16 protein-coding genes are annotated in these 18,409 nt (G+C 73.0%); 4 read left to right on the forward strand and 12 right to left on the reverse strand.

The annotated features are described in order from the left end of the window. Positions 1-19: 19 nt before the first annotated feature. On the reverse strand, positions 20-259 hold the full coding sequence (locus SNR22_RS08620) for a hypothetical protein (protein WP_320065952.1): 240 nt from the start codon (positions 257-259) through the stop codon (positions 20-22). Between the two features lie 2 nt (positions 260-261). Further along, positions 262-489, reverse strand: coding sequence for a hypothetical protein (locus SNR22_RS08625; protein ID WP_320065953.1), 228 nt, complete (start codon positions 487-489; stop codon positions 262-264). A gap of 302 nt (positions 490-791) precedes the next feature. On the opposite strand from SNR22_RS08625, the gene SNR22_RS08630 reads away from it, so the two are divergent. Next, entirely contained in the window at positions 792-1,175 is a 384-nt protein-coding gene (locus SNR22_RS08630; RefSeq protein ID WP_320065954.1) for a hypothetical protein, read from the forward strand. A 112-nt stretch (positions 1,176-1,287) separates the two neighbouring features. Here SNR22_RS08630 and SNR22_RS08635 read toward each other — a convergent pair whose 3' ends face one another. The 7 genes from SNR22_RS08635 to SNR22_RS08665 all read right to left on the reverse strand — a co-directional run bounded on the left by SNR22_RS08635 (position 1,288) and on the right by SNR22_RS08665 (position 7,735). Beyond that, positions 1,288-1,563: a hypothetical protein gene (locus SNR22_RS08635; RefSeq protein WP_320065955.1), complete on the reverse strand. Its 276-nt coding sequence runs from the start codon at positions 1,561-1,563 to the stop codon at positions 1,288-1,290. A gap of 171 nt (positions 1,564-1,734) precedes the next feature. Continuing rightward, a complete protein-coding gene (locus SNR22_RS08640; protein ID WP_320066022.1) occupies positions 1,735-2,169 on the reverse strand; it encodes an ankyrin repeat domain-containing protein in 435 nt (144 codons plus the stop codon). Positions 2,170-2,222: 53 nt separating this feature from the next. Continuing rightward, positions 2,223-3,260: a phosphatidylinositol-specific phospholipase C domain-containing protein gene (locus SNR22_RS08645; RefSeq protein WP_320065956.1), complete on the reverse strand. Its 1,038-nt coding sequence runs from the start codon at positions 3,258-3,260 to the stop codon at positions 2,223-2,225. Between the two features lie 285 nt (positions 3,261-3,545). Then, positions 3,546-4,250 carry an NUDIX hydrolase gene (locus SNR22_RS08650; RefSeq protein ID WP_320065957.1) on the reverse strand — a complete coding sequence of 235 codons (705 nt, stop codon included), beginning with the start codon at positions 4,248-4,250 and terminating at the stop codon, positions 3,546-3,548. A gap of 46 nt (positions 4,251-4,296) precedes the next feature. Continuing rightward, the gene (locus SNR22_RS08655) at positions 4,297-5,133 is read right to left on the reverse strand and encodes a hypothetical protein (RefSeq protein WP_320065958.1); all 837 of its coding nucleotides are present in this window, start codon (positions 5,131-5,133) and stop codon (positions 4,297-4,299) included. After that, the gene (locus tag SNR22_RS08660; protein WP_320065959.1) at positions 5,130-6,044 is read right to left on the reverse strand and encodes a hypothetical protein; all 915 of its coding nucleotides are present in this window, start codon (positions 6,042-6,044) and stop codon (positions 5,130-5,132) included. Before SNR22_RS08660 ends, SNR22_RS08655 begins: the two co-directional genes overlap by 4 nt. Further along, positions 6,041-7,735: a hypothetical protein gene (locus tag SNR22_RS08665; protein ID WP_320065960.1), complete on the reverse strand. Its 1,695-nt coding sequence runs from the start codon at positions 7,733-7,735 to the stop codon at positions 6,041-6,043. The genes SNR22_RS08660 and SNR22_RS08665 overlap by 4 nt, the downstream gene beginning before the upstream one ends. Positions 7,736-7,956: 221 nt before the next feature. Here SNR22_RS08665 and SNR22_RS08670 point away from each other — a divergent pair, with 221 nt between their 5' ends. The 3 genes from SNR22_RS08670 to purE all read left to right on the forward strand — a co-directional run bounded on the left by SNR22_RS08670 (position 7,957) and on the right by purE (position 11,792). After that, the gene (locus SNR22_RS08670) at positions 7,957-9,993 is read left to right on the forward strand and encodes a thioredoxin domain-containing protein (RefSeq protein WP_320065961.1); all 2,037 of its coding nucleotides are present in this window, start codon (positions 7,957-7,959) and stop codon (positions 9,991-9,993) included. Positions 9,994-10,122: 129 nt separating this feature from the next. Further along, positions 10,123-11,283: a 5-(carboxyamino)imidazole ribonucleotide synthase gene (locus tag SNR22_RS08675; RefSeq protein ID WP_320065962.1), complete on the forward strand. Its 1,161-nt coding sequence runs from the start codon at positions 10,123-10,125 to the stop codon at positions 11,281-11,283. 17 nt (positions 11,284-11,300) lie between these two features. Beyond that, positions 11,301-11,792, forward strand: coding sequence for a 5-(carboxyamino)imidazole ribonucleotide mutase (gene purE / locus SNR22_RS08680; protein WP_320066023.1), 492 nt, complete (start codon positions 11,301-11,303; stop codon positions 11,790-11,792). A 64-nt stretch (positions 11,793-11,856) separates the two neighbouring features. Here purE and SNR22_RS08685 read toward each other — a convergent pair whose 3' ends face one another. The 3 genes from SNR22_RS08685 to SNR22_RS08695 form a co-directional block, all read right to left on the reverse strand. Continuing rightward, positions 11,857-12,381, reverse strand: coding sequence for an RICIN domain-containing protein (locus tag SNR22_RS08685; RefSeq protein ID WP_320065963.1), 525 nt, complete (start codon positions 12,379-12,381; stop codon positions 11,857-11,859). A 152-nt stretch (positions 12,382-12,533) separates the two neighbouring features. Beyond that, entirely contained in the window at positions 12,534-13,031 is a 498-nt protein-coding gene (locus tag SNR22_RS08690; RefSeq protein WP_320065964.1) for an RICIN domain-containing protein, read from the reverse strand. 356 nt (positions 13,032-13,387) lie between these two features. Next, positions 13,388-18,289, reverse strand: a complete 4,902-nt coding sequence (locus SNR22_RS08695; protein WP_320065965.1) for an SCO7613 C-terminal domain-containing membrane protein — start codon at positions 18,287-18,289, stop codon at positions 13,388-13,390. Positions 18,290-18,409 lie beyond the last annotated feature (120 nt).

Genomic DNA, 18,409 nt, shown 5'->3' on the forward strand with positions numbered 1-18,409 from the left:
CGCAGGCGGACCACGCTCGTCATTCGGCCTGCTGAGGGTCGTGCCGGTCGGTTGTGGTCGGTGGGGTTGCGGTACTTCGCTGCTGTGCTTCCTCGGCGGTGTGGAGGACGTTGCGGGCGGCGGTCGCCACCGGGCAGTCGGGTGTGCGGCAGATCCGGCAGCGGCCGTCCGGGCTGGTCCGGTGATCGCGGAGGATCGTGCGGGCGGTGAGGATCAGTCGGTTGCGGATCTGGGCCAGGGACAGGTGCGGCCCGGTCATGTTCAGGTCACCCCGAGGGCGATGGCGAGTTGGATGATCGTGGCGGGGGCGTGTGGGTCGCGGGCTACCTGGGCGAGGACTTCTCGGGCGGCGGGGCGGTGACGTACCTCGGCCGGTGCCGTGCGGTCGGTGTCGATCAGGACCCGGGCGGCGTTGGCCGGGTCGTCGGCCTGGAGGTAGGCGCGGGCGGCGTTGAGCAGGTGGGCGGCGCGTGTTCGACCGGTAGCCACGGCAGGAACCGATTGGTGCGGATCGTGACGGCGCAGATCAACAACGCTCCCGTAACTGCTACTCCTTGACCCCCAGGCAACCAACACAGCCGCCCGACCTGCTCCCGAACGACAAGTGAGCTGCAAGACCGGTCCGTCTGTGCCCACGCCCGTCCGCCGAAGTCCGTCCCCGTCGTCACTCGGTTAGTCACCCAGCCCCGTCGACCCCCATGCTGCCGACCTGGCGTTACCCCCTGCCCGGTGACCTGCGACCGACATCACCGCCGCACGCCGCTCGGCGTGGCTTGGATACCGTCATCCATGTGGACCGGCATCAACTGATCGCTCTGTTGGCAGACGGGGGCAGCGCCGACGCGATGTGTCGAGACGCGCTCCGTCACAGCGCGGACTTCACCATCGCGGACGGTGCCATGCCGGCTAGCCACTTCGCCCGCATCTACGACCGCCGCGAGCGGCACTGCCGAGAGCGTGGAATCGCCACGCTTGGCTTCCGTGAAGGCGTCGAACACCTGCAAGACGCGAGGGATCAGGTTGTGCGTCTGGGCTGGGTCAAGGTCACAGACCCGGGCTACCACTTCCAACTCTTCCTCACCGAGGATCTGTCTGCTGTTATCGCCTGCATCGGCGTTGACCAGGCGCATCAGGCACGCCGAGACGACGCGCCAGGACTGACCGCTTCGGCGTGAAGGAACAATCGCGGGCGTGAGACCAGTCCGGCCGTCCACAGGCACCTACGGAAACGGTCTGTCTACATTCGCGGACGTCCGTGGTTGTGCGCCCCGGTTGTCACCCAGTTCGTCACCCACCCGGCCCAGCACCATTATCCGCCCAGAAACCGGGATCTAGCTGGAGGCGGTGCAAATGATCCGCCCAGTTCTCAGGCTCTTCGTGAAAGATCAACCAGTTGTACTCGCCGAAATGGTCTTGCCAGCCCCAATGATGGTTGATGATCCGAACAGCTTGCGCGTACGGCACCACATGCCGCTCGGCCATGGCGACTGCCATGTCCCGGAAGTACAGGCGATGTTCGTCAGGAGCCTCGAAGTCGAACTCAGGAAACAGACGTGCGGCCACCCGCCTATAGTGCCCGGTCAGCATCACGGGCGGCGGAGAGGCTCGTCGCGCGCCCGGCGACCCACCCCACCATCCTCACTGTCTGCCGTCGACCCGCCCTCCTGGGAGCGGGCCGCGCCGGGACTCAACGCCGCTGCCGGCTACTACCGCACCGTGGGCCTGGGCCGTGCTTCAGATGTCAGCGTGGGTAGGAACGGTGGACTGAGCGCCTGCGGCCATGAGTAGGTCGACGACCTGAGGATGGTCGCCGCGTAGCGCCCAGTCCAGCGGTGAATAGCCGGTTCCTCGGTCTTCGCGGAGGTTCGGGACGGCACCATGGGCGAGAAGGACGCGTACGACGGTGCTATCTCCCCACGTGGCGGCAGCGCAGAGAGGTGTTCCTTCCTGACCTCGCCCGCTTTCGGTGTCGGGCGCTGCGCCGGCGGCGAGGAGTAGCCGCACGAGTTCACCCGCGCCATTGACGGATGCCTGGTAGAGCGGGGTGGTTTGTTCGTGGTCGGCAGCGTTGGGGTCCGCTCCGGCGAGGAGGAGTGCGTTCACGGCTGCGCTGTCTTCGTGTCGCACCGCCTCCATCAGTCGCTTCGTGAGCTTCTTCCGCCGGCGCATGTTCACGGTGCCCAGCGTAGGTAGTAGCGCACTCAGGTGGGAGCCACCCGAGGTCAGCCGCGCGGCAGCACGTCGTCCACCACGCCCGGCAGGGCCGCCCAGTCGGCCGAGGCGACGCTCGCGTGCTTGCGGGCCAGCTCCGCCACCCGGGCCGCCGCCGCGTCCGGGTCGGTGTTCGCCACCGCCGGGGGCACGTTCTGCGCGTCGGTCATGATCAGCAGGTAGTGGTTGGCGTCGTACCAGGCGGTGTCGATCCCGCCGGTGACGTACGCCGACGCGTCGCCGTCGAAGAGCACGAACCAGGGGCGCAGGGCGGCGTCGGCGTACCGGGTGCGGGGGTCGCCGGCTGCGGCCCGGTGCACGGCCGGGAACGCCTGCGCCGAGGCGAGGGTGCCGGCGGTCGCGAGGCCGGCGAGGTGGCGGGCGTACTCGACGTCGGTCCAGAGGGTGTCGGTGGGGTTGCCCTCCTCCACCGTGCCGGGAATGAGGTGCACGATCACCCGGCCGGCGAGCTGGGCCCTGGTCGGCCAGTTGTCGGCGCGGGCGGCGGCGTCGAGGGTGGCGTACCCGCCCCTGAGGTCGGCGGGGCGGAACACCGCCGCGCCGAGGCGGGCGGCGAGCAGCGCGTCGAGCTGGGACGGGCCCTGCCCGGTGCGGCTGCTGAAGCCGGTCTTCAGCTCCAGCTTGAGGTGCAGCGGGCCGGCGGTGGGGTGGGCGGCCAGCCAGAGCCGGATGTCGTCGAGGCAGTGTTCGAGGTTCTTGTTGCGGGTGCCGGTGTAGAGCTGGGCGGCGCTGGTCGCGGCGACGCAGTTGTTGCCGTTGCCGAGCGGGTTGGAGTGGCTGACCCGCCACTGTCGGGTGATGACGTCGGGCCAGACGTCCAGCTCGATCATCCCCGGCCGGGCGTCGAGCGCCTGGGCCAGGTAGGCATAGGTGCCCTGCTCGTACGCGTTGTGCGTGCCGACGGCGGTGGTCGCCGAGACCCGGGCGGTGGCCGGGTCGACGGCCGCCCCGGCGGGATCGGCCGCGGCGAGCACGGCCGCGAGCACCGCGACCGACGTGAGCGCTGACAGGTGACGGGATGCGCGCATGCGTGCCTCCTCGGCGGGGCCGGCGACACCCGCCGGGCATGCACCGATATAAATGCATGGAGGTGCTGAGCGGAAGCCCCTGGAGCCTTTGCGAAGTGCGAAAGACGCATGCAACGTGTCCCGGCGGCAGGCGAGCGCAATCGCCACCAGCGAGATCCGTTCGGCGGAGAGCGGGGAGATCTTGGAAGATTTTGGCCCCTGGAAGGGCCAGTTGCGTCCAAGATCTCCCCGTTCCGGGGTGGGGTCACCGTCGCCGGCTTGGGTGGGCGGGCGCGGCTGCGCGTTCTACTGTCGACCGCTTCCCGGGCGCAGCATCGCCGGGTAGAGCATGGTCGCGTCGCCGCGCCGGTAGAGCACCGCCGGCCGGCCGGTGGGCGGGTTGCGCCGCTCCCCGGTGGGCACCACGAAGCCGCTCACTCCGGTCACCTTGCGGTGGAAGTTGCGCGGGTCGAGGCGTACCTGCCAGACGGCCTCGTAGACCGCGCGCAGCTCGCCGATGGTGAACGTCTCGCCGCAGAACGCCGTGGCCAGCGGGGCGTACTCCAGCTTGGCGCGGGCCCGTTCGAGTGCGTCGGCCAGGATGGTGTCGTGGTCGAAGGCCAGCCAGCCGTGGCCCAGCCGGTCGTGGTCGACCGGCTCCCACCGGGCCCGCGCCGCGTCGGTGCCGGCCACCGGCATGGGCAGGTCGGGGGCGATGGCCAGGTACGCGACCGAGGCGATCGGGCCGCGCGGGTCCCGCCCCGGCGTGGCGTAGGTGCGGACCTGCTCCAGGTGGAGCGCGCGACCCTCCAGCCCGGTCTCCTCCGACAGCTCCCGCACCGCGGTGTCGTCCAGGTCCTCGCCGGCCCGGACGAAACCGCCGGGCAGCGCAGCCCGCCCCTCGAACGGCGCCTTGCCGCGCTCGATCAGCAGGACCGCCAGCCGGCCGTCACGGATCGTGAGAATTGCCAGATCGATGGCGATCCGGAAGACGGTGCGCTGGTCGGACACACCGGAAGGGTAGCGGCCCGACCGGAGGCCGGCGCGCGGATCCCGATCAGGGATGGCTTCGGCCATCGCGGCTCCGGCCACCGGCCCAGATCTGGTCGAACTCGCGAGCGAAGTGCTGATACCAGACCGGGTCGCGGTCGGCACGCAGAGTCACCATCGCCTCGCGTCCGTCGGGCCGGTGCGAGTAGACGTCGATTGAGATCCGGCCGCTCGGCTTCTCCGGGTCGACCAGCACCATGCCGAAGGCGGGGACGAAGCGGAGCAGCCGGACCTCCAGCCGTCCGCCGCCGGTCACCTGGGCCGCCAGGTAGTCCAGCAGGTCCAGGGTGGGCTGGATCCGGTGCGCGAAGACCTCGGCGCCGCCGGCGGGCAACCCGTTGCGGCGGGCCGCCTCCTCGGGGGCCGGGCCGGCGGGGTCGATGAGCGCGACCCGCACCGTCGCGCCCGCGGCCAACTGCTGCCGCAGGTCGTCGAGGTGGCTGCGGATCGTCCGGCTCAGGGTCACCCCGACCAGCCGGATGTCCCGCGCGCCCGCCAGCCCCACCGCCGCGCCGGGCACGGCGGCGGTGAGCAGCCGGTCCGCCGAGTCGCCCACGTCCGGGCGGAGGCTCCCGGTCACGTCGCGCAGGGTGGACTCGATGCGCCCCAGCCGTCGACGCCCGGTCAGCAGGTCGAAGGTGATCACGCCGAGGACGGCGAGGGTGGCGGCGGCGACCACGTCCGGGCTGGTCACGTTCAGCAGGCCGAGCGCGCCGACGACCAGCGCCGTCCCGGAGACGAGGTACGCCTCCAACTCCCCGCTGGTCAGCCTGCGTACCAGCGTCGCCGGCCGGGCGGGAACCGGGTCCCGGCCGGGCCGGCGCGGGTCGTCGGCGCCGGTCACCGCGTGTCCTCGACCAGTCGCAGGTACGGCAGGAGCCGCTCCACGACCAGCGCGGCGTGCCGCGCCGCCAGGGTGTGGTCGGCGTGTCCCTTGTGCCGGTCGGCCCGGTCCGAGATGCCCCGGACGGTCATCCAGCCGCGCAGCGCCCGGTCGTCGGTGATCTCCTCGAAGAACGCCTGGGCGACCCCGGCCGCCTCGGTCTCCACGGCCAGGGTCTTCTCGTGCACCTCGGTCAGCCAGGACCGGATGCCCGAGGCCGCGTCGGTCACCACCGCGTTGCCCGAGCCGATCGGTCCCCGGTGGACGCGGAAGCCCTCGCCCGCCCCGAGGCCGACGACCGGGCCGTGCTCGACGACAAAGGCGTTGACCCGGTTCCGCAGCACCGCCGCGATCGGCTGGGTGCGCCCCCGACGGCGGGGCCCGTCCTCGGTCTCCCGGCGGCTGTCGTACCAGATCACCTCGTCGGCCAAAACCACGTCGCCGACCGCGACGTCCGCGTGCACCCCGCCGGCGATGCCGACCAGCAGCACGATCGGCGGCGCGAACCGTCGGCGCAGCTCCTGGTAGGCCGAGGAGGCGGAGTGCGTGCCCGGTTCGAGGGCCTGGGCGGCGGCCACCCGCACCGGCCCGCCCTCGGCGGCGAAGGTGGCCCGGTGCACGGTCCGGCCGCCGTACGTCTGCTCGGCTCGGTAGTCGGGTGCCCGGCCCAGCACCTCGACGACCGCCGCCATCTCCTCCAGCAGGACCGTGAGGATCCCGACCTCGGCCGGCCGATCGGCCCGGCGGTCGGCCGACGCGAGGTCCCACCGTGCGGCGGCGTGATTGTGCTGGACGGCGTTGACGTTGCCGCCGACCCGGACGGTGCCGCCGGTGACGTGCAGGCCGGTGTTGCGGGCCCGGTCCTCGCTCATCGCTTCGCCCCCTCGCCGGGGGGCGGGTTGTTCGTCTGGCTGCTGTGCACGTCGCCCTGCACGGTGAGGTTGCCGCCGGTGACGATGGCACCTGCGTTGAGCAGGGTCGTGGCCCGCTGGCGGTACTCGCTGGTGTCCACCCCGCGTCGCTCCAGGAAGTCGAGCACGACGGCGAGCAGTCGCCGCTCGATGATCCGCTGGTGCTTGTCGACCTCCTGGGTCTGCAGGTGGTGGCGGGTGTCGGCGGCCATCCCGAGCTCCCGGACGCTGCTGCGCGCCCCGTAGTCGTACCCGAGCCGGGTCGGCCCGTTGGACCCGGGCAGGGAGTTCGACAGGGCCTCGATCCCGGCCCGGACGAGGTTGAGCGGGGCACGACCGATGGTCCCCGGCGCGTACAGCAGGCCCCGGATCCCGGCCCGGAAGAACGCCGCCGGCCCGGTCCCGCCGACCTGGTCGACCACCCGGAACCGCTCGTCGCAGGGTGGCAGCGCGGTGGAGGTGAACTCCATGTAGAGCGCCCGGCCCTGGACCGCCACGTGCACGTAGACCGTGGTGACCAACTCGCCGCGCCAGGAGATCACCTGGCAGACCAGGTAGTGCCGCAGCGGCGCGGTGGGGTGGCGGATGATCCCCGGCAGGTGGGCGGGATCGGTGTACGGCACCAGGTGGGCGACCTCGGTCCCGGCGAGGAAGACCCGGTCGTCGACGGTCAGCCCGGGAAGCTGCTGCTCGGGCTCCTGCTCGGTGGCCAGCCGGCCGAGGTTGTCGCGCAGGTGGGCCAGCAGTTCGACGGCGCTGAAGGGCGCGGTGTCGAACTCCCGGTTTGCCTCCGGGGCCAGGCCGGTCAGCGGGTCGCCGGCGCGGACCAGCCGCTGGGCGAAACCCCAGTTCTTCACCAGCACGCCGGAGCCGACGAACGGTCGGTAGCCGGCGAAGACGACGGTGTTGCCGCTCTCCTGCCGGCGGATCTCGTCGAACCGCTCGGAGCGGGCCGGCGCGGGCGGCGTGCAGCCGGGGGCGAGCCGTTCGAGCTGGCTCTGCCGGAGGATGTTGGCCGCGATCGGAGCGCCGAGGGCGAAGACCAGCAGCCCCACGGTGGTCACCGGGGCGAGGGCGAGCGACATCGAGCTCAGCGAGCCCGAGGTGCCGTCGTCCTCCCGGCTCCCGGCGAGGCCGACCAGGGCGACTCCCGCCGTGAGCGTGCTGAGCACGAAGGAGATGGTGAGCGCGGCGACGATGCGGAAGACCATCACCACGGCGCGGCCGACGATGACTCCGGCGCTGGCGGATCGGCCCCGGCGCAGCTCACGGGCGGTGTCCCGGACGACCTGCCAGCTGGAGGTGAAGAGGTAGAGCGTGATCAGCAGGCCGATGACGAAGGTCATCGCCAGTGGGGCGGCGCAGAGCGCGCCGCCCAGCACCACGACGATCGCGGCGTCGCGGATGACGGCGAGCCGGCGGGCCTGGAGGCACTGCCCGAGCACGGCGATCAGGTCGAAGCCGTAAGAGGGGGCGATCAGGCGGCGACGCTGGTGGTAGACCTCGTTGAGGCTGGCGCGCTGGAAGTCCTCGTCGAGATACGCGCCTACGCAGAGGTGGCGGGTGGCGTTGGAGGCGGGAGTCGGCGGCGTCGGGAAGGGCTGGCGGGCCGGCGGGTTCGGGACCGGGCCGGTCGGTTCGGGGTCCGTCATGACGTCCCATCTCTGGACGGTCGTGGGCCGGGATCGGCCGGGGTGGGGGGAGGGGGGCTCGCGTCCTTCGTCGGCAGCGTGGCCGAGCCTGTTTGCGTTAACTTGACGATAAGTTGACGATAGGCGCGAGGATACTTCATGTCAATAAGACGATTAATTGCTCCGGGTGGGCCGTCCGGGACCGGGGTGCCGTCGAACCGGGCGCTGGATATGGTCGTTCGGTGAACCGACTCGCTAGCGCCACCAGCCCCTACCTCCTCCAGCACGCCGACAATCCGGTGGACTGGTGGCCGTGGTGCGACGAGGCGTTCGCCGAAGCGAAGCGGCGTGACGTGCCGGTGCTCATCTCGGTCGGCTACTCGGCCTGCCACTGGTGCCACGTCATGGCGCACGAGTCGTTCGAGGACCCGGGCGTCGGCAAGCTGGTCAACGACGGCTTCGTGGCGATCAAGGTGGACCGCGAGGAGCGGCCGGACGTCGACGCCGTCTACATGACCGCCACCCAGGCGATGACCGGGCAGGGCGGCTGGCCGATGACGGTCTTCGCCGCGCCCGACGGCACCCCGTTCTTCTGCGGCACGTACTTCCCGAAGCCGAACTTCGTGCGGCTGCTGGAGTCGGTCGGCACGGCCTGGCAGGACCAGCGCGAGGCGGTGCTGCGGCAGGGCGCCGCCGTGGTCAAGGCGATCGGCGGGGCGCAGGCCGTCGGCGGGCCGACTGCCCCGCTCACCGCCGAGCTGCTCGATGCCGCCGCCGCCCAGCTCGCCAAGGAGTACGACCGGAGCAACGGCGGCTTCGGCGGGGCGCCGAAGTTCCCCCCGCACATGAACCTGCTCTTCCTGCTGCGCCACCACCAGCGCACCGGCTCCGCCGAGAGCCTGGAGATCGCCCGGCACACCGCCGAGGCGATGGCCCGGGGCGGCCTCAACGACCAGCTCGCCGGCGGCTTCGCCCGGTACTCGGTCGACGAGCACTGGACCGTGCCGCACTTCGAGAAGATGCTCTACGACAACGCCCTGCTGCTGCGGGTCTACACCCAGCTGTGGCGGCTCACCGGCGACCCCCTCGCCCGGCGGGTGGCCCGGGACACCGCCCGCTTCCTCGCCGACGAGCTGCACCGGCCGGGGGAGGGCTTCGCCTCCGCGCTGGACGCCGACACCGAGGGCGTCGAGGGGCTCACCTACGCCTGGACGCCGGCCCAGCTCGTCGAGGTGCTCGGGGAGTCCGACGGCCGCTGGGCCGCCGACCTCTTCACGGTCACCGAGGCCGGCACCTTTGAACACGGGACGAGCGTGCTGCGGCTGGCCCGGGACGTCGACGACGCCGACCCGGCGGTGCGCGGCCGGTGGCAGGACGTCGTCCGGCGGCTGCTAACGGCCCGCGACAACCGCCCCCAGCCGGCCCGAGACGACAAGGTGGTGGCCGCCTGGAACGGACTGGCGATCACCGCGATCGCCGAGTTCGTCCGCCTCGTCCAGGCGCAGGGGGTGGGCGACGAGGAGGCCGACGCCAACCTGCTGGAGGGCGTCACCATCGTCGCCGACGGCGCGATGCGGGACGCCGCCGAGCACCTGGCAGGAGTGCACCTGGTTGACGGCCGGCTGCGCCGGGTCTCCCGGGACGGGGTGGTCGGCGCGCCGGCCGGGGTGCTGGAGGACTACGGCTGCGTGGCCGAGGCGTTCTGCGCGATGCACCAGCTCACCGGCGAGGGACGCTGGCTGGAGCTGGCCGGTGAGCTGCTCGACACCGCGCTGGCCCGCTTCGCCGCCCCCGGTGGCGGCTTCTACGACACCGCCGACGACGCCGAGCGGCTGGTCGCCCGGCCGGCCGACCCGACCGACAACGCCACCCCGTCCGGCCGGTCGGCGATCGTCGCCGCGCTGGTCGCCTACGCGGCGCTGACCGGGGAGAACCGCTACCGGGAGGCCGCCGAGGCCGCCCTCGCCACGGTCGCCCCGATCGTGGCCAGGCACGCCCGGTTCGCCGGCTACGCGGCCGCCGTCGGGGAGGCGCTGCTCTCCGGCCCGTACGAGATCGCCGTGGTGACCGACGACCCGGCCGGCGATCCCCTCGTCGCCGCCGCGTACCGGCACGCCCCGCCCGGCGCGGTGGTCGTCGCGGGCCGCCCGGACCAGCCCGGGGTGCCGCTGCTGGCCGACCGGCTGCTGGTCGACGGCCGACCCGCGGCGTACGTCTGCCGGGGTTTCGTCTGCCAGCGCCCGGTCACCACCGTCGAGGACCTCCGCGCCCAGTTGTAAGGAAGGGCACCTTGTTAACGCCTGCGGTATAGCAGGGTTCCCTTCTCACCCTGTCCCGGCGGGCCGTGCGGCGGGCGGTGCGGCCCTCGGCCAAGGGGGCGGCGGGCCGCCGCTAGGCTGGCGGGCGAGATGGATACCCGAACCGGTCTGCCTGTTGTCGGCATGGTGGGGGGCGGCCAGCTGGCCCGGATGACCCACCAGGCCTCGATCGCCCTCGGCCAGTCGCTGCGCGTGCTCGCGCAGTCCCCGGACGACGGCGCGGCCCTGGTCGCCGCCGACGTCCAGTACGGCGACCACACCGACCTCGCCGCCCTGCGCGCCTTCGCCAAGAACTGCGACGTGGTCACCTTCGACCACGAACACGTGCCGACCGAGCACATCCGCGCCCTCGCCGCCGAGGGGGTGAGGCTCTTCCCGCCCGCCGATGCGCTCCTGCACGCCCAGGACAAGCGGATCATGCGGGAGCGGCTCGCCGAGCTGGGCGCACCGAACCCGGCGTGGCGGCCCGTCGAGGCGCCCGCCGACCTGGTCGCGTTCGGCGAGGCCCAGGGCTGGCCGGTGGTGCTGAAGGCCGCCCGGGGCGGGTACGACGGCCGGGGCGTCTGGCTGGTCGACGACGCCGCGCGGGGTGCCGAACTGGCCACCACCCTGCTCGCCGGGGGGACCACCCTGATCGTCGAGGAGCGGGTGGCACTGCGCCGGGAGCTGGCCGTGCAGGTGGCCCGCTCGCCGTTCGGGCAGGTCGCCGCGTACCCGGTGGTGGAGACGGTGCAGGTCGACGGAATCTGCGTCGAGGTGCTCGCCCCCGCACCCGGCCTGGACGAGGAGCGGGCCGTCGCCGCCCAGCAGCTCGCCATCGACCTGGCCACCGCGCTCGGCGTGGTCGGCCTGCTCGCCGTGGAGCTGTTCGAGACGCCGGCCGGGCTGGTGGTCAACGAGCTGGCCATGCGCCCGCACAACTCGGGCCACTGGACGATCGAGGGGGCCCGGACCTCGCAGTTCGAGCAGCACCTGCGGGCTGTGCTCGACTACCCGATGGGAGACACCGCGCTGACCGCCCCGGCGGTGGCGATGGCGAACGTGCTCGGCGGCGAGCCGGGCGGGATGTCGATCGACGAACGGCTGCACCACCTCTTCGCCGCCGAGCCGGGCGCGAAGGTCCACCTGTACGGCAAGCAGGTGCGCCCCGGCCGCAAGATCGGCCACGTCACGGTGCTCGGCGACGACCTGGACGACGTACGGGCCCGCGCGGCGCGGGCCGCCCGCCTGCTGCGGGAGGGCCACCAGTGAACGAGGAGAAGACCAGCGTGAGCACCGTCGGGCTGATCATGGGCAGCGACTCGGACTGGCCGACCATGAAGGCCGCCGCCGAGGCGCTCGCCGAGTTCGGGATCGCGTACGAGGTCGGGGTGGTCTCCGCCCACCGCACCCCCGGCAAGATGATCGAGTACGGCCGCACCGCCGCCGACCGGGGGCTCAAGGTGATCATCGCGGGGGCCGGTGGGGCCGCCCACCTGCCCGGCATGGTCGCCTCGGTCACCCCGCTGCCGGTGATCGGCGTGCCGGTGCCGCTGAAGTACCTCGACGGGATGGACTCGCTGCTGTCCATCGTCCAGATGCCGGCCGGCGTGCCGGTGGCCGCCGTGTCGATCGGCAACGCCCGCAATGCCGGGCTGCTCGCCGTCCGCATCCTGGCCGCCGCCGACGAGGAGCTGCGGGCGCGCATGGTCGCCTACCAGGACAGCCTGGAGGAGCTGGTCGCCGAGAAGGAGGCCGCCCTGCACGCCTCGCTGGGCTGACCGCCACCCGGCTCGCGAAACTCAGCCCGGCGCGTGGTCGCGGCCGGGCTGAGTGCACGTTTTGCTAGATGCTGGCGTTCCAGGTGGTGAAGACCAGTTGGCTGCCGCCACCGCAGACCGCCTGGTAGACCTTCTCCTTGTACACCAGGCTGTACACGCCCGCGCACATCCCGCTGTGCAGGGCCATCAGGTATCCGGTGCCCGACGAGTACGACCACTGCTGGTTCGGCACGTCCATGCAGATGTACTGCTGGACGACCGCGCCGATCGAGGTGCTGGTGGCGCGGACGTCGAGGCATTTCTGGCTGGCCACGTTCCGCAGTTGGCCGAAACCGGCGTACGCGCCGGGCAGGTACTCCCACTGCTGGTTGACGGCACCGTTGCAGTTGTACTGCTGGACCTGCAGCTTGTTCTCGGTGGAACCGCCGGGCACGTCCAGGCACATTCCGCTCGCGCGGTTGACGATGCTCACGCCGGCCAACGGGGCCGGCTCCTTCGCGGATGCCGGTGCCGAGCCGCCAATTGCGCCGAGGGCTGTGATGAGGATGGCCACGAAGGCGACGGGTAGGCTACGTCTGAAATTGGACATGATGCTCCTCCGCAAGCTATTCGGGGTTTTCGCTGGAGCCACTCCTGGACGAAAGCGTCTGCTTACCGAGTCGATCGTCGGTGCAGCCTGTGTTCGGATGCGGATAATGGTGGGGTGGCGTCGGTGTGCTTCCTGCGGTGAATCGGCCGGGGTCAGAGATGCGCGTCCCAGAACACGTATCCCCAGGTGCAGACGCCCTGTTCGATCCCCGTCTTGTACGCCAGGCTCACCGCGCGGGCGCAGCCACCGCTGTGCAGGACCTGCAGGTTTCCGGTGCTGGTGAAGGTCCACTGCTGATTGGTTCCGCTGGTGCAGGTGTACTGCTGGATGACGGCACCGGGGGAGAGGGACTCGTCACGGACGTCGAGGCATTTCTGGCTGGCGATGTTGCGTAGCTGCCCGTAGCCGGCGTACGGGCCCGGGATGTACTCCCACTGCTGGTTGGCACCGCCGTTGCAGTGATACTGCTGGACAGCCTTCTTGTTGTCGGTGGTGCCGCCCGGCACGTCCAGGCACATTCCGCTCACCCGGTTGACGATAGCGGTGTAGACCGGTGCGGCCGAAGCGGGAGAGGTGTTGACGAGGATGGCTGCCGTGGCGGTGGCGAGAGCAAGGCTGGCCGCCAGAAAAGTCCGTTTGATTCGGCTCATGGGGCTCCTTTCGCAGGCGCGGTTGCAAGGGGCCTGCATATTGATATACGCCAACTCTTGGCGGATAGAAAATTAGCATGGTTGCAACACTCACCGCAAGTAGTCGCAATATCTACTGCGGGTCAGGTTGACTGCTTATGGGTGGTCTGTTGGTGAACTCCCCGATACGGCCTCGTCTCCGGCCGAATTCTCGCCACCAGTGCATTGCGTCGATTTTTATCAAGAATTGCACTCGTCCTGGTGCGCAGCTTTCCTGATAAAGGGCGGTGCTCTGTGGCCGTTTCGGGCCAGTTGTTCCAGTGCCGTCGACGGGGCCGGCAGCGGGCGGGCATCTGTTCGGGGGCCTCTCCCACGCCTCAGCGCATGCCGCGCAGCGCCGTCTGGAGGCGCTCCTGGGCGCGGCGTCGGCGCTCGTTGCTCGCGCCGAGGACCAGCAGGACCAGCCCGGCCGGGATCAGCACCAGCCACGGGCCGAGGCTGAACAGCGCGTGTATCGCCGCGATGGCGGTGACGGCCGCCCCGACGATCACCGGGGCCTGCTGCTGGCTGGTGGTGCCGAAGATCAGCACCGCCACCGCGCCGAGCAGCAACAGCACCTGGCGCAGCATGCTGGAGTCGGTGGCCAGCACGATTGCCAAAGTCGGCACGAACGCGGCGACCAGCGCCGGCCCGTACGCCACCCAGCTCGACAGGTCCGGCCGGTGTCGCAGCTCCAGCACCCCGACCAGCAGAGCCAGCGCCGCGAATGGCAGCGTGTACGCCTCCGGCAGCGCCACGTCGGCGACCCGCATCAGGATCCACCAGGCGACGATCTCGCAGAACACCACCGCCCAGAACAGGATCTGCCGCTCCACCGGCCGACGGCCCGGCCGGGCGGCGGCCACCCCGAGCACGGCGCCCCAGGCGGCAAGCAGTGCGGCGATGTGCCGGGGCGAGTCGAAGGCCAGCGCCAGGGCGATCAGCGCGGCGGCGTACCCGCTCCACTCCACCGTGGCCGCCTCGCGCTGCGCCTCGGGCCGGCGCAGCCGGGGCAGGGTCGCGGCGAACACCTGCAGGGCCGCCCCGACCGCCAGTACCCCGAACGCCGACCAGACCGCAGCCAGCCCGGCTACCAGGCCGGCGACCAGGACGAAGAGCTGCGCCGTCAGCGAGGCGAAGAGCCAACCCAGGATGCGGGCCCGCTGGGTGATGCCGTACAGGGCGGCGACCGTGCCGACGCCCACCGCCCCACCCAGGGTGAACAGGGTCAACTCCCGGGTGGCCAGGCTGCCGAGCAGCCCGGCCCCACCCCCGGCCAGCCCGATGACGAAAACCAGCACCCGGGCGGTACGCAGCGACCGGGCCCGCTCCGCCGGCGGCGGGGGTGGAGTGAGCGCCAGCCCCAACATCGAGATGGTGAAGACCGACAGCGCGGCCAGCACGCTCTCCGGCCAGCCGCGACCGAGCGCGATCGGGGTGATCAGCAGCATCACCGCCGCGCCGGGCAGCACCACCGGCACGGCCCGGGACCGCCGGCCACCGCTGAACCCGACGGCGGCCAGGGCCGCGGTCACGGTGAGCAGCAGCGCGGTCAGCACGTGCGTCGGGTCGACCGCGTCGGCGGGTGGGGTGATCAGCTCCGGCGGCGGCCCCTGCCACACCCGGCCCAGCGACCGGTACGGCTCGACCAGCGCCACCACCAGCGTGGGGGCGATCGAGGCCACGGCCAGCGCGGTGGGCAGCGCGGCAGCGGCCAGCGCACCGGCCGCCGGGCTGACCCGCCAGCGCATCGCCGTTCCGTCGTCGCCCGGCACCCGGCGTAGTGCGCCGTTCAGCAGCATCGACCAGCGCCGCACCGGCCGCGCCGACCCGGCCGGGGGCACCGTGGCGGCGCGGATCAGCTCGGCGAGCACCCCGAGCAGCGCGGCGGCGGCCGCGTACACCCCGGCGGGCAGGCCCACCACGATGGCGACGACCGCGCTGACCGTCGCGCCGCCCACCACGGCCGCGCTGGCGTAGGGGAGGTACTGCGGAACCTGTCGGCGGACCGCGGCGATCGCCGCCAGGCCCAGGCTGGACGCGGCCAACGCGGCGGTCAGCACCACCTCGGGCGACCGGCCGAACTCGGCGGCCAGGGCGGCCACCGCGCCGGGGAACGCGAAGAGCGCTGCTGCGGCGGCAGCCCCGCCGACCTGCACCAGATGCGGCGGCATTCCGTCGGCGTCGACGTCCTCGACCAACGGTGCGGCGAACACCCGCGCCAGGGCCGCCACGACGACGCCGATCAACACGACGCCGCCCAGCGCCAGCGCGGTCGTCCACGGCCGGACCAGGCCGGTGCCGGCCGCGTGCAGGGCGACCACCCCGGCCACGGTGGCCCGGGCCAGCCCGGCGCGCGGATCGATCGAGGCCGCCGCGGCGGCGCCGAAGGCCGTGGCGACGGCCAGGCCGACCAGCACCGGCGACCACCAGGGCAGGTCGAAGGCGGCCGGCGCGCCGATGGTGGCGAGGACGACGGCGACGCCCGAGACGTCGTACTTCCAGGGGGTCGGCAACAGCACCCCGGCCGCGACGCCGAGCAGCGCCAGCGCGACCGGTGCCTGCCAGGTGGACCCGCCGACCGGCGCGGCCGGCCAGCCGGACAGGTCACCGGCCCAGATGGGGCCCGGGGTGGCCAGCACGCCCCACCCGCCGCGCAGCGCGCTCCAGCCGGCGAGCAGCCCGATCAGGGTGCCGCCGACGGCGAGCCCGAGGATCGGCCCGCGCCGCCACTCCTCCGGCATCGCCCGGGCCGCGACGGCGATCACCGTCACCAGGGCGGCGGCCACCACGAGCTGCCCGCCGGGGGTGAGCACCGCCCCGATCCGCACCAGGGTGGCGATCAGCGCCGTGGTGACCGCAGCGGCGGCCAGGTCGGAGCCGTCGAGCCTGAGGTCCGACGGTCGCCTCGCGTCGATCGACGGTGCCAGGAAGACCAGCAGCCCGGCCACGAAGAGCAGCCCGCCCACCCAGGCGTCGGCGGCGGTGGCCCCCGGGGCGACGAACGCGGCGGCGGTCACCGTCAGCGCCCCGAGCCCGGTGCCCAACGCCAGCGGCGTCGGGATGCGCCGCTCGGAAACCTGCACCAAGGCGGCGTACCCGAGGGTGGCGCAGACCGCCAGGAAGGTCGCCGCCAGCACCGGCACGGTGGCCTCGCGCAGGCTCGCCGGGGTCGGCGTCGGGTCGGTCGGCACGGCTGCGGCGACGAACGCGGCGACCGCTCCGGGCAGGGCGAACGCCGCGCCCCCCGCGGCCCAGGCGGCGACGACGCCCGCGGCCGCGGAGGTGATCCGGATCCTGGGGGCCACCGCGACCAGCGCCCCGGCTACGAAGAGGACGAGCAGCACGGTGGCGGTCAGCGCCGGCCGGGCCAGTCCCGCGCCCGCGCCGAGTAGACCCACCACGGCGGCGGCGACCGCGTGCACGGTGGCGGCCCGGGTCGTCGTGGCGGTGAGCCCGACCACGCCGATGCCGATCGCGGTCAGCACCATCGGCCACGGCGCCGCCGCCCAGCCCAGCCCGAACGACGCCGGCACGGCGAGCGCGGTCAGTGCCGCCCCGACCACCGCGAACTCGCGGCGGATCTCCGGCGACAGGGCCAGGACCGCGGCGACGGTGAGCAGGAAGGCGCTGGCGGCGAGCTGCCAGGCCGCCGGCCCGACCGAGGCGGCCAGCTCGGCCGGGTAGCGCGAGAGGTCCGCCGCCCAGGCCGGGGTGGCCGCCCGGGCGGGCGCCAGCCCGGCGCGCAGCGCGCCGCCGGCCACCACCAGGCCGCTGACCGTGAGCGCCGCCGCCGAGGCGAGCTGCGGACCGCGTCGAGCGCCCTCCGGCAGGGCCCGGACGGCCAGCCCGGTGAGCGTGATGACCGCGGCGATCAGCAGCAGGGACCGGCCGGGAAAGGCCACCGAGGCGACCCGGCCCAGCGCGCCGATCACCGCGAGGGTGAGGATGCCGGCGGCCACGTCCGGCAGCGGCGGGCGGCGCAGCACCAGCGCCCCGCCGAAGCCCACCAGCGCGGCCAACAACAGCACCGCGCCCGCCCCGGCCGCCGTCGGCACCGTGCCGGCGCGCAGCAGCGCGGTCACCGCGTACGCCAGCGCCAGCGCCACCGCAGCGCCGTGCAGCAGCCAGGTCAGCGCACCCAGCCTCGGCACCGGCCGGGTCGCCGCCGCACCGGCGGGCCCCCCGCCGGTGGCGTCGAGGACCTCGCCGGACTCCTCCGGGGCACCCTCCGGCCGGCCGTCGTCGGTGGACCGGCGGGGCGGCGGCGCGGTCGGAGCGGGCGGCAGGTCCTCGCGCACCGACCGTTCGACGGTCACCGGAGAGCGGGCCAGCGCCAGGTCCACGGCGGCGACCACGATCAGCACCAGCGCCCAGCCGGCCGGCCCGGTCACCCGGTCGTACGCCAGCAGCGGGAGCACCGGCTGCACGGCCAGCACGGCGGCGAAGCGGGGTGCACGCAGCCCCGTCCAGAGCGCGTAGCCGAAGCTGACGGCGGCGGTGACCGCGAAGATCACCCCGGCGAAGATCGCCCCGGACGCGCCGCCGATCCGGTCCACCGCCCACAGCGCGTACCCGGCGAGCGGCACCAGCAGCAGGCCGACGGCGGAGATGGTCTCGGCGGTCGAGGTGAGCCCGCGCCGGGCCAGCACCGGTGGGAAGAGCAGCAGCAGCACCGTCGCGACGAGCAGGATGCCGAGCCGGGACAGGGCGTCCATCGAGCTGGTGGCCACCGCGGCGAAGACCACCGCGGCGACGGCGAGCAGCAGCGCGCCCAGCCCGAGGGGAATGTTCTGGACCTCCCGGGAGGACGCCTCCGGCGGGTGTTCCGGGTCATCGGCGTCCAACCAGCGGGCCGCCGAGGGCGGGGGTGGGGGTGGGTCCTCCGACCCGGGCGGTGCCGCGCCCTGCCGGGGCAGCCGGGGCGGCGCACCGGCGGTGGCGGTGGGCGGGCGGCGACCGGGCCGGCGGCGCAGCACCCGCCGGGGCCGGGAGGACTGTTTGGTTCGCTCCTCATCGGCGTGCGTGAGGATGTCCCGCTGGAAGAGTGCGGCCTGCATCTTCGCGGCGATCTGCCGCTGCTCGGCGGCGATGGCGGCGTCGCGGGCCTTCATGTCGGCGATCGAGCGCTCGACGTCCGCCAGGTGCCCGGCCCACTGGGGTTGGTGCGCGCCGCAGTGCGGGCACTGGGCGGCCGGTGTGATCTCCCGGCTGCACGAGGAGCACTGAAAGGTCTGCACGACACTCCTCCACCCAGCTGGCCCGCACTGTGGACTCCCACTGTCGCAGCATGCCCTGAGCCGGCGTGGATTTCGACACCTGTCGGCGGGTCAGCGGTTACTAAAAGAGCACAGTCGGTG

The organism is Micromonospora sp. RTGN7, assembly GCF_033804645.1.
Classification (GTDB): domain Bacteria; phylum Actinomycetota; class Actinomycetes; order Mycobacteriales; family Micromonosporaceae; genus Micromonospora.

Excerpts from the sequence above, each read along its gene's own strand:
- SNR22_RS08620 (WP_320065952.1), bottom strand. The coding sequence starts at position 259 with ATGACCGGGCCGCACCTGTCCCTGGCCCAGATCCGCAACCGACTGATC.
- SNR22_RS08640 (WP_320066022.1), bottom strand. The coding sequence starts at position 2,169 with ATGCGCCGGCGGAAGAAGCTCACGAAGCGACTGATGGAGGCGGTGCGA.
- SNR22_RS08645 (WP_320065956.1), bottom strand. The coding sequence starts at position 3,260 with ATGCGCGCATCCCGTCACCTGTCAGCGCTCACGTCGGTCGCGGTGCTC.
- SNR22_RS08660 (WP_320065959.1), bottom strand. The coding sequence starts at position 6,044 with ATGAGCGAGGACCGGGCCCGCAACACCGGCCTGCACGTCACCGGCGGC.
- SNR22_RS08665 (WP_320065960.1), bottom strand. The coding sequence starts at position 7,735 with ATGACGGACCCCGAACCGACCGGCCCGGTCCCGAACCCGCCGGCCCGC.
- SNR22_RS08675 (WP_320065962.1), top strand. The coding sequence starts at position 10,123 with ATGGATACCCGAACCGGTCTGCCTGTTGTCGGCATGGTGGGGGGCGGC.
- SNR22_RS08685 (WP_320065963.1), bottom strand. The coding sequence starts at position 12,381 with ATGTCCAATTTCAGACGTAGCCTACCCGTCGCCTTCGTGGCCATCCTC.
- SNR22_RS08690 (WP_320065964.1), bottom strand. The coding sequence starts at position 13,031 with ATGAGCCGAATCAAACGGACTTTTCTGGCGGCCAGCCTTGCTCTCGCC.